The sequence below is a fragment of the Microbacterium sp. NPDC012755 genome (assembly GCF_042901325.1).
Lineage (GTDB): Bacteria > Actinomycetota > Actinomycetes > Actinomycetales > Microbacteriaceae > Microbacterium > Microbacterium natoriense.
In genome coordinates, this window is the sequence record NZ_JBIBCT010000001.1 from 2,986,472 (window position 1) to 2,997,779 (window position 11,308).

General features: G+C 69.2%; 6 protein-coding genes. 3 read left to right on the plus strand and 3 right to left on the minus strand.

Annotation, left to right across the window (positions count from 1 at the left end):
- Positions 1 to 12: 12 nt before the first annotated feature.
- The 3 genes from glgB to glgX all read right to left on the minus strand — a co-directional run bounded on the left by glgB (position 13) and on the right by glgX (position 6,424).
- Positions 13 to 2,217, minus strand: coding sequence for a 1,4-alpha-glucan branching protein GlgB (gene glgB / locus ACFY5A_RS13945; protein WP_387234861.1), 2,205 nt, complete (start codon positions 2,215 to 2,217; stop codon positions 13 to 15).
- On the minus strand, positions 2,214 to 4,286 hold the full coding sequence (locus tag ACFY5A_RS13950; protein WP_387234864.1) for an alpha-1,4-glucan--maltose-1-phosphate maltosyltransferase: 2,073 nt from the start codon (positions 4,284 to 4,286) through the stop codon (positions 2,214 to 2,216). Before ACFY5A_RS13950 ends, glgB begins: the two co-directional genes overlap by 4 nt.
- A 65-nt stretch (positions 4,287 to 4,351) precedes the next feature.
- On the minus strand, positions 4,352 to 6,424 hold the full coding sequence (gene glgX / locus ACFY5A_RS13955) for a glycogen debranching protein GlgX (RefSeq protein WP_341942227.1): 2,073 nt from the start codon (positions 6,422 to 6,424) through the stop codon (positions 4,352 to 4,354).
- 92 nt (positions 6,425 to 6,516) lie between these two features.
- Between glgX and ACFY5A_RS13960 the strand changes: the two genes are divergently transcribed.
- Genes ACFY5A_RS13960 through ligA form a run of 3 tightly spaced genes read left to right on the plus strand, consistent with a single transcriptional unit; the run spans position 6,517 to position 11,224 of the window.
- Entirely contained in the window at positions 6,517 to 7,677 is a 1,161-nt protein-coding gene (locus tag ACFY5A_RS13960) for a cysteine desulfurase family protein (RefSeq protein ID WP_387234867.1), read from the plus strand.
- A gap of 44 nt (positions 7,678 to 7,721) precedes the next feature.
- Positions 7,722 to 8,819 (plus strand): tRNA 2-thiouridine(34) synthase MnmA, encoded by a 1,098-nt coding sequence (gene mnmA / locus ACFY5A_RS13965; RefSeq protein WP_387234870.1) that lies wholly within the window; start codon positions 7,722 to 7,724, stop codon positions 8,817 to 8,819.
- A 38-nt stretch (positions 8,820 to 8,857) separates the two neighbouring features.
- Positions 8,858 to 11,224: an NAD-dependent DNA ligase LigA gene (gene ligA, locus ACFY5A_RS13970; protein WP_105674917.1), complete on the plus strand. Its 2,367-nt coding sequence runs from the start codon at positions 8,858 to 8,860 to the stop codon at positions 11,222 to 11,224.
- Positions 11,225 to 11,308 lie beyond the last annotated feature (84 nt).

The following is an 11,308-nucleotide window of genomic DNA, read 5'->3' on the forward strand; positions in this document are numbered from 1 at the left end:
CCACGGTCGCGATCAGCCGTGGTTGATGGTCGGCACGTGCGGCTCGCCCTGATAGCGCAGCCAAATCGTCGACAGGGCGGGAAGGGTGATCGTCGCCGTCGGCGCCTCCGCCCCGTCGGATCTCGCGACGACGACGCCGAGGTTCCCCGAACCACGGCCGCCGTACTCCGCCGCATCCGTGTTGAGGATCTCGTTCCAGACGCCCTCCCGCGGAAGGGCCAGCCGGTATCCGGTGCGCTCGATGCCGGCGAAGTTGCTCACCACGACCAGGCGTCCGCCGTGTCCGTCGCGTCGCTCGAAGGCGATCACCGTCGGGTCCCAGCTCGGCGCGCCGAGGCGTGAGAAGGACGATCCGTCGTTGTCGCGCTCCCAGAGCGGAGCCTGTGCGCGATAGGTGCGGTTCATCGTGCCGACGAAGTCCTGCAGCTGCGCGTGCGACGGCTGTTCGAGCAGCCACCAGTCGAGTTCACGCGACTCGGACCACTCGGCCAGCTGACCGAACTCCTGCCCCATGAAGAGCAGCTTCTTTCCGGGGTGCCCCCACATGTAGGCGAGGTAGGCGCGCATGTTCGCGAGCTTGTGCCAGTGGTCGCCGGGCATCTTCGCCAGCAGGCTGCCCTTGCCGTGGACGACCTCGTCGTGGCTGATGGGCAGCAGATAGTTCTCCCCGAAGGCGTAGACGAAGGAGAACGTCATCTCGCCCTCGTGGTGGGCGCGGTACATGGGATCGCGCTCGATGTACTGGAGCGAATCGTTCATCCAGCCCATGTTCCACTTGAATCCGAACCCGAGGCCGGCGTGGTCGGTGGGCGCGGTCACGCCGGGGAAGGCCGTCGACTCCTCGGCGATCATCAGGATGCCGGGGTGCAGACGGTACGCGGTCGCGTTGACCTCCTGGAGGAAGCGGATGGCCTCGAGGTTCTCCCGCCCGCCGTGGACATTCGGTTCCCACTCGCCGTCCTTGCGCGAGTAGTCGAGGTACAGCATCGAGGCCACGGCATCCACCCGCAGTCCGTCGACGTGGAACTCGCTCAGCCAGAACAGGGCGTTCGCCACGAGGAAGCCGCGGACCTCCGGGCGACCGTAGTCGAAGATCAGGGTGCCCCAGTCCTGGTGCTCGCCACGACGAGGGTCCGGATGCTCGTAGAGCGCCTGGCCGTCGAACTTCGCGAGAGCGAAGGCGTCCTTCGGGAAGTGCCCGGGCACCCAGTCCATGATCACGCCGATGCCGGCCTGGTGGAGGCGGTCGATCAGATACCGCAGGTCGTCCGGCGTCCCGAAACGGCTGGTCGCCGCGTAGTAGCCGGAGACCTGATAGCCCCAGGAGCCGCCGAACGGATGCTCGGCGAGCGGCATGAACTCGACGTGCGTGAAGCCGGCGTTCGTGACGTGCTCGATGAGCGGCTCCGCCGCATCTCGGTAGCCGAGGCCGCCGCGCCACGACCCGAGGTGCACCTCGTACACGGAGAGCGGCTGCGCCACGGCGTGCGTGGCGGCTCTGCGCGTCATCCAGGCGCCGTCGGACCAGGTGTGCGAGGACTCCGTGACGACGGACGCCGTCTCCGGGGGCACCTGCGCGGCCTGGGCCATCGGATCCGCCTTGAGGATCCAGTCGCCCGACCGCGTGCGAATCTCGTACTTGTACCTGGCACCGAGATCGAGGTCGGGGATGAAGAGCTCCCAGACACCGCTGACGCCCATCGAGCGCATCGCATGCGCCTCGCCGTTCCAGCCGTTGTGGTCGCCGACCACCCGCACGGCGGTGGCGTTGGGGGCCCACACCGCGAATGAGACGCCGGTGTCGCCGTCGAGGGTGCGGGGATGGGCTCCGAGCACCTTCCAGAGCCTCTCGTGACGCCCTTCGGCGATGAGGTGCAGGTCGATGTCGCCGAGTGTGGGAACGTGGCGGTAGGGGTCGCCCACGATGGTCTCCGGATCGTCGTTGTACGCGGTCGCGACGCGATAGGCCACCGGAGCGCCGTCGTGCTGACCCTCCCAGATCCCGTGGGCGATGTGGGTGAGGTCGAGGCGGGTGCCGTCGGAGAAGACGGCCGCGACCGATGAGGCGAGCGGTCGACGGACGCGGATGAGCGTCATCGTGCGATCCGCCGCATCCTTGAACGGATGAGCGCCGAGCACGGAGTGCGGATCGTGATGAGACGCTCCAGCGACGGTGGCCCAGTCTGCGGATGCCGTCACGTCTTCGACGTAGCTCATGCTCGTTCCCTCACCTTCAGGATGTGCACCGGCTCGCTGAACGAGTCGAGGCGCACGTAGTTGTGGTCTGCCCAGGTCCAGACAGCCCCCGTGACGAGGTCTTCGACCTCGAAGCTCTCACCGAGCGGCACACCCCACACGGTCGTGTCGAGGTGCACCGTGGTCTCTCGCACCGAGTGCGGGTCGACATTGGCGACGACGATGATCGTGTCTGACGCCCCCGTGCCGGTGAACTCGGCGTCGAGGTGCTTGCTGTAGACGAGCACCGCGTCATCGTCGCTCCAGTGGACCGACAGGTTGCGGAGCTGACGGAGTGCAGGGTGCTCGCGACGGATGCCGTTGAGACGGCGGAGGAGCGGGGCCAGTGATTCCCCGGCGGCCTCGGCTCCCTCCCAGTCCCGCAGCTTGAACTCGTACTTCTCGTTGTCGATGTTCTCTTCCGACCCGGGGCGGGCGACGTTCTCGAACAGCTCGTAGCCCGCGTACACGCCGTAGACGGGGGCCGCGGTCGCCGCGATGCACGCGCGGATCCGGTACGCGGCGCGTCCACCGAACTGCAGGTACTCGGTGAGGATGTCATGCGTGTTCACGAACAGGTTCGGACGCATGTAGTCGCTCGTCTCGTGGGAGACGGAGGTCAGGAACTCCTCGAGCTCCGCCTTGGTGTTGCGCCAGGTGAAGTAGCTGTAGCTCTGCTGGAATCCGACAGCGGCGAGTGCCCGCATCACCGCAGGGCGGGTGAACGCCTCGGCGAGGAAGATCACGTCGGGGTCGGCCGCGTTCACGGTGGAGATCAGCCACTCCCAGAACTGCAGAGGCTTGGTGTGGGGGTTGTCGACGCGGAAGATCTTCACGCCCTGCGAGACCCAGTGCTGCACGATGCGCAGCATCTCCTGGTAGATGCCCTCAGGATCGTTGTCGAAGTTCAGGGGATAGATGTCCTGGTACTTCTTCGGAGGGTTCTCCGCGTACGCGATCGTGCCGTCGGGGAGGGTCGTGAACCACTCGGGGTGCTCGACCACCCAGGGGTGGTCGGGGGATGCCTGGAGCGCCAGGTCGAGGGCGACCTCGAGCCCTTCGGCCTGCGCCGCCCGCACGAACGCTCGGAAGTCGGCGGGCTTGCCGAGGTCGGGGTGGATCGCATCATGACCGCCCTCTGCCGCTCCGATGGCATAGGGGGAGCCAGGGTCTCCCGGCTCGGTCGTGAGGGTGTTGTTGCGGCCCTTGCGGTTGGTGGTGCCGATCGGGTGGATCGGCACCAAGTAGATCACGTCGAACCCCATGGCGGCGACCGCGGGGAGCCGCTTGGCGGCCGTGCGGAACGTGCCGCTCTTGATGGTGCCGTCCTTCAGTCGCTTCGCGCCCTCCGACCGCGGGAAGAACTCGTACCAGGCGCCGACGCCCGCGGCCGGGCGCTCCACGAGGAGCGTCTGCGGTGCGGTCGCCGAGCGAAGGGTGGTCAGCGGGCGATCGTGGAAGATCTGCGCCAGCTCGGCATCCGTCGACGCGGCGAGGGCGAGGTCGGCATCCCCGTCGGCGAGGGATGCGGCGACCGAGGCGAGGTGCTTGCGCTGCGGAGCGGGGCGGTCCTTCTCCGCCGCGGCGCGGAGGAGGAGCTCTGCGCCGAGCGCGGCCATCACCGGCACGTCGACTCCGGCTGCGATCTTCAGCTCCGCGGCGTGCGCCCAGGTCGCGAAGTCGTCGGAGAAGGCCTCGAACACGAAGGTCCATGCCCCCTGGACGTCGACGGCGAGCTCGGCGGCCCAGGTGTCGGTGCCGTCCTTCCGAGGGCGGAGACGGTGGAGTGACTCCTCGCCCTCGGGGGAAACCAGCCGCAGCTGGACGCCGATGATGTCGTGCCCCTCTCGGAACGCGACGACGCTGAACGGCACCACTTCTCCGACGAAGGCCTTGGGGGCGAACCCTCCGGGCACCCGGGGGGCGCCGTTCAGCAGCGGGATGCGCGTCGTGCGCAGATCCTCGCCGTCCGAATGGGCGCCGAGGGGGCGCAGGGGGATCTGAGAGGGGCTCCGAAGAGCCGTGGTCCGGGTACTCGCGCGTGCTGCCACACCCTGAATGTACCGCTACCCGAGCAACGCGGGTAGCGAGGTGACAGGGCGGGTCGCGCTACGATTCACTCGACCCGGAAGAGGCGCATCGACGTGCCCGGAATGGGCAGCACGTCGCCGGGTGCGAACACCTCCGCGGCATCCGACGGACGCTCATCGGCGCTCGACCAGAGCTCGACGAAGCGCGTCGCTCCCTCGATCTCTTCGGGCAGCCGCACGTCGATCGGCGCCTCGGTGCCGTGCACGATCAGGAGGATCCTGTTGGCGGCCTCCGTGTCGGGGGTCGAGGCGGCGACGTACTGGATCGTCCGGTTCCCCGGGTCCGTCCACTGCTCGCTCTCCATCGTCTCGCCGTTCTGATCGAACCAGTCCATGACGCTCGCGTTGGGGATGTGCTCGCCGAGCCGCGCGTACTTGCTCGGGCGCAGGGCGGGGTTCTCGGAGCGGAGCGAGATGAGACGAGCCACGTGCGCGCGGAGGTCCTCCTGCCACGGCTCCTCATCCCAGCCGAGCCACGTCATCGCCGAGTCCTGCGCGTAGGCGTTGTTGTTGCCGCGCTGCGTGCGTCCCACCTCGTCGCCGGCGGTGAGCATGGGGATGCCGGCCGAGAGCAGCAGAGTGCCCAGCAGGTTGCGCATCGCCTTGCGCCGTGCAGCGAGGATGGCCGGGTCGTCTGTGGGGCCCTCGATGCCGTGGTTGAACGAGCGGTTCATGTCGGCGCCGTCGCGGTTCTGCTCGCCGTTGGCCTCGTTGTGCTTCACGTCGTAGGAGACGAGATCGTGCAGGGTGAAGCCGTCGTGCGCGGTGACGAAGTTGATGCTGGCCAGGGGGCCGCGCTCATCGGCGAAGGTGTTGGACGATCCGGCGAGCCTGGTCGCGAAACCGCCGATGCCCACGGGGGCCGATGCGCGTCGTGCGTAGTCGATGTCGCTGAGCCAGAAGTTGCGGACGCGATCGCGGTAGCGGTCGTTCCACTCGTGCCAGCCCGCCGGGAAGTTCCCGGTCTGCCAGCCGCCGAGGCCCACGTCCCAGGGCTCGGCGATGAGCTTCGTGTCCTTGAGGACCGGGTCGTTCGAGATCGCGGTGAGCAACGGGTGCTCCGGGGTGTAGGTGTGCGCGGCGTCCCGGGCGATAGCCGTCGCGAGATCGAAGCGGAACCCGTCGATCTGCATCTCCTCGGCCCAATAGCGCAGCGAATCGAGGACGAGTCGGGCGCCGGCATCCGTCGAGGTGTTGACGGTGTTGCCGCATCCGGTCGTGTCGATGTACGCGCCGTTCGCGTCCTGTCGGTAGTAGCTGGCATTGTCGATGCCGCGCATGCTCCACCGGGGACCGCCGAGACCTTCCTCGGCGGTGTGGTTGTAGACGACGTCGAGGATGACCTCGAGACCTGCCTCGTGGAGGAGCCGGACCATGCCCTTGAACTCGGCGAGGACGGCTTCGGGGCCGCCCTTGCGGGACTCCTCCGTCGCGTAGGCGGTGTGCGGAGTGAAGAAGTTCAGGGTGTTGTAGCCCCAGTAGTTCGTCAGTCCGCGTTCGAGCAGCCGCGGCTCCGGTACGAACGCGTGCACGGGCAGCAGCTCGATGGACGTGATGCCCAGAGAGTGGAAGTACTCGATCATCGCGGGGTGGGCGAGGCCCGCGTAGGTGCCGTGGAGCGCCGGAGGAACATCGGGCTGGCGCTTGGTGAGCCCCTTCAGGTGTCCTTCGTAGATCACGGTGCGGTCGAGCGGCACTCGGGGCTTCTGCGACTGGCCCCAGTCGAAGCCGTCGACGATCACGACGGAGCGCCATTCCTCGTAGCCGTCGCCCTGGGCGAGTCCGCGGGCGTAGGGGTCGAGGAGAAGGGTCTCCGGGTTGAACGTGTTGCCCGGGCCGTGCGGTCCACCGACGCGCAGGGCGTAGCGGACTCCGGGCTGGAGGAGCGGGGTCGTGACCTCCCAGACGCCTCCGGGGAGACGCTCGAGGTCGGCCTGGTCGGTCACCCAGTCCAGGTCGGTGGCGTCGAAGACGACGAGCTCGACGGAGGAGGCGTTCTGAGACCAGACGCGCAGGGTGCCGACGCCGTCGTGCAGACGGACGCCGAGGTTGTCGAGTGCTGGACCGCCGGGCACGGTGAAGTCTCGGTTCGCGGGCATAGGTACACATTAGGGGGCGGGGCTCGGGTCTCACGACAGGGCGTACTCAGTTCCGTGTGCCACGGTGCCGGAAATAGGGGAGAGTTGTAGGGATGCGCCACTACCTCGACCATGCAGCGACCACGCCCCTCCGTGCGGAGGCGCGCGAGGCCTGGTTGACGGCGACCGACGTGGTGGGAAACGCGTCGTCCACGCACGGAGCGGGGCAGGACGCCCGCCGTCTGCTCGAGGAATCGCGCGAGCGTGCGGCCGCGGTGCTCGGATGCGAGCCCATCGAAGTCGTGTTCACCTCCGGCGGGACGGAGTCGATCAACCTCGCCCTGCAGGGGCTGTGGAGCGCGAGGGCGGAGGGCGCCGACGCGATCGTGATGCCGGATGCAGAGCACCACGCGACGATGGACACCGTCGCCTCGTTGGTCGCCGGGGGCGCCGTGCTGCGTCCTGTCGCGGTCACTGCGGAGGCGCGCATCCCCGTCTTCGGCTTCGCCCGGGCGCTGCCCGGTGCTGCGCTCGCGACCGCGCTGGTCGCGAACAACGAGGTCGGAACCGTCAACGACGCGCGTGCACTGAGCGCGGCCGCTGCAGATGCCGGTGTGCCGCTGCACCTCGACGCCGTGTCCGCCCTCGGTCATCTCCCGCTCTCGTTCCGTGCTCTCCGCGGCGATGCGTCAGGCGGGAGCGGTCTCGTCGCCCTGAGCGTCGCCGGGCACAAGATCGGGGCCCCCGTCGGAGTGGGGGCGCTCGTCGTCGCCCGCACGGCGCGGATCGCCGCTCTCCTGCATGGCGGAGCGCAGCAGCGCGGTCTTCGGGCGGGTACGCAGGACGTGCCGGGCGCCGCCGCGTTCGCCGCCGCCCTCGAACTGGCTTCCACCGAGCTCGACGCGGAGACGGAGCGGCTGATCCTGCTCCGCGACCGGCTGGTCGACGGCATCCGTTCGCTCGTCCCCGCGGCAGTGCTGCTGGGCGACCCGGTGGACCGCCTGCCGGGCAACGCGCACCTGCTGTTCCCCGGAGCCGTCGGTGAGAGCCTGCTGTTCCTCCTGGACATGGCAGGGGTCGCGGCATCCACGGGGTCGGCCTGCCAGGCGGGCGTCGCCGAACCGTCGCACGTCGTCATGGCGATGGGGCGCAGCGAGCAGGACGCGCGCAGCGTTCTGAGGTTCTCGCTCGGGCGCACCTCGTCCGACGCCGACGTCGACGCGGTGCTCTCCGCGATCGCGGATGCGTACGCGAGGGCGTCTGCGGCGCGTTGAACGCACTCGGAGCCCGTCCAGCCGTGCCCTCGTAGACTGGACGGATGCGAATTCTTGCGGCGATGAGCGGGGGAGTGGACTCCGCGGTCGCTGCGGCGCGCGCTGTCGACGCCGGGCACGAGGTCGTCGGCGTCCACCTGGCGCTGTCCCGCGCCGGCGGCACGCTGCGGACAGGCAGTCGCGGCTGCTGCACGATCGAGGACGCCCTCGACGCTCGCAGAGCAGCGGACCTGCTCGGAATCCCGTTCTACGTGTGGGACTTCTCCGAGCGCTTCCGCGACGACGTGATCGACGACTTCATCGCCGAGTACCAGGCTGGTCGCACGCCCAACCCGTGCATGCGCTGCAACGAGAAGATCAAGTTCGCCGCTCTTCTCGAAAGAGCGCTGGAGCTGGGCTTCGACGCGGTCTGCACCGGGCACTACGCCAACCTCGTCCCCACCGACTCGGGGCTCGAGCTGCATCGTGCCGCCGATGACGCGAAGGATCAGTCCTACGTGCTCGGCGTGCTCACCGCAGAGCAGCTCGCCCACACGTACTTCCCGCTCGGAGAGACGCCGTCGAAGGCGCTCGTCCGCGCCGAGGCGGAGGAGCGGGGCCTGAGCGTGGCGCAGAAGCCCGACAGCCACGACATCTGCTTCATCCCCGATGGGGACACGCGCGGCTGGCTCGCCGAGAAGGTCGGCACGGCCACCGGTGACATCGTCGATCGCGCGGGCGCCGTCGTCGGCTCGCACGAGGGCGCGCACGCGTACACGGTCGGCCAGCGTCGGGGGCTCAAGCTCGGGGTGCCGGCGGCCGACGGCAAGCCGCGATTCGTCCTGGAGGTGCGGCCCGTCTCGAACACCGTTGTCGTCGGCCCCAAGGAGGCTCTCGCGACGGCGGAGATCTCGGGTCGCCGCTTCAGCTGGGCCGGTGCGGGGCCCGATGAGCGATCCTTCGCCTGCGAGGTGCAGATCCGCGCCCACGCCGAGCCGGCGCCCGCGCAGGCCTTCGTGGAGCCGGACGGACTGCGGGTGGTGCCTGAGGTGCCGCTCGACGGCGTCGCGCCGGGGCAGACGGCCGTGCTGTACGTCGGAACCAGGGTCCTCGGGCAGTTCACGATCGACCGCACCGTGTCGGCGGTGCCCGCCGGGGTCTAGAGCCGTGCGATGTCGGCCCCCGATCGTAGACTGACGGGGTGCCGGAGAACATCTCGCTGGAAGACGCCCGTACCGAGGCCGAACAGCTGACCACGCTCATACTCGAGGCGAAAGACGCGTACTACGGACGCGACACCTCGGTGGTCGACGACTTCACCTACGACGGCTGGATGCACCGCCTCGAAGAGCTGGAGCGGCTGCATCCGGAGCTGCAGGGGCAGGACTCGCCCACGCAGATGGTCGGCGCCGCCGAGTCGACGGGGCTCGACACGATCGAGCACGCCGAGCGGATGCTGAGCCTCGACAACGTCTTCTCCATCGAGGAGCTCCGCGAATGGGCAGCGAAGACGCGGGCCGCCGCGGGGCGCGATGTGAACTGGCTCACGGAGCTCAAGATCGACGGACTCGCGATCAACCTGCGATACGAGGACGGCGTGCTCACGTCCGCGGCGACACGCGGAGACGGCCGTGTCGGCGAGATCGTCACCGAGAACGCCCTGCGCCTGCCCGAGATCCCCGAACGGCTGAGCGGCACGGGGCATCCGTCGATCGTGGAGGTACGCGGCGAGGTGTTCATCCCCGTGGCGGCCTTCGAGCGCCTCAACGCCGCGCAGGCGTCCTTCCGCGAGCGCGCCTACGCCGATGCCCTCGCGCGCTGGGAGTCCCGCAGCGGAGCGAAGAAGCCCTTCGACGAGGAGAAGGCGAGTGCGGCGGCCGCTCGTCGCTTCCCGGCATTCGCCAATCCCCGCAACGCCGCGAGCGGAGGTCTCCGCCAGCAGATCGACAAGAAGGACGGGCTCGAACTCGAGGCCGGTCTGCTGCGGATCGAGTCGCTCGCGATGTACGTGCACGGCATCGGCGCGTGGGAGAACCCTCCGGTCTCCGCGCAGAGCGAGGTCTATGAGCTCCTCGCGGGCTGGGGCCTGCCGACGAGCCCTCATGCGAAGGTCTGCACGAGCATCGACGAGGTCATCGGGTTCGTCGAGCACTTCGGCGAGCACCGTCATGACATCGAGCACGAGCTCGACGGCATCGTCGTGAAGGTGGACGAACTCGCGCTGCACGACGAGCTCGGCATGACCAGTCGCGCCCCGCGCTGGGCGATCGCGTACAAGTACCCGCCGGAGGAGGTCCAGACGACGCTCCTCGACATCGTGGTGTCCGTCGGACGCACCGGCCGGGCGACGCCGTTCGCCGTGATGGCCCCTGCGCACGTCGCCGGTTCCGTGGTTCGTCAGGCGACCCTCCACAACAAGGACGTCGTGAAGGCCAAGGGCGTGCTGATCGGCGACACGGTCGTCCTGCGCAAGGCGGGGGACGTGATCCCCGAGGTGCTCGGACCCGTGGTGGAGAAGCGCGACGGCACCGAACGGGAGTTCGTCATGCCGGCGGACTGCCCGGAGTGCGGGACCCCGCTGCGTCCGATGAAGGAGGGCGACATCGACCTCCGCTGCCCGAACGCGCGCTCCTGTCCCGCACAGGTCCGCGGTCGCGTCGAGCACATCGGCTCTCGCGGCGCGCTCGACGTCGAGGTGCTCGGTGAGGTCACCGCCGCCGCTCTCACGCAGGCGGAGCCGCCGGCGGTCGCACCTCTCGACACGGAGGCGGGGCTGTTCTCCCTCGCGCTCGGCGATCTGGTGCCGATCTCGGTGGTCGTGCGCGACTCCGAGACGGGCGAGCCCAAGGTCGACGAGGAGACCGGTGAGCTCGTGCGTCGGGCGCCGTTCCAGAAGCTCGGCCCTGCGCAGTACCCGCCGGGCACGGAGGCGATGGATGCCGCGGAGCGCCGCCGCCTCGGAGTCAGGAAGGACTATCGCGAGGTGCTGCCGTCAGAGGCCGCCACGAAACTCCTCGCCGAGCTCGAGAAGGCGAAGACGAAGGAGCTCTGGCGTCTCCTCGTCTCGCTCAACATCCGCCACGTCGGACCGGTCGCGGCACGCGCCCTGGCGCAGTGGTTCGGGTCCCTGGATGCGATCCGTGCGGCTTCGCGTGAAGACCTGGCGGCTGTCGAGGGCGTGGGGGGCATCATCGCCGACTCGCTCCTCGCCTGGTTCGAGGTCGATTGGCATCAGGACATCGTCCGGAGCTGGGCGGACGCGGGCGTGCAATGGTCGACTCCGGGCCATCCGGGTCCTGGAGCCGCAGTCGTCGAAGGAGGTGTGCTCGACGGTCTCACGGTCGTCGCCACCGGCTCTCTCGACGGGTACACGCGTGACGGCGCGCAGGAGGCGATCCTCAAGGCGGGAGGCAAGGCCGCTTCGAGCGTCTCGAAGAAGACCGACTTCGTCGCCGCAGGCCCCGGCGCCGGATCCAAGCTCGCGAAGGCGGAGGAGCTCGGCATCCGCATCCTGGACGCGGCGCAGTTCCACCTGCTGGTGACCGAGGGCCCGTCGGCACTCGAGTGAAGCGCTACGGTCCACTGATCGCTCGAAGGCTCTGGTGAATCTCGCCGCCCGGCTCGCACGAGGCTGATGTAGCGCGACCGGGCG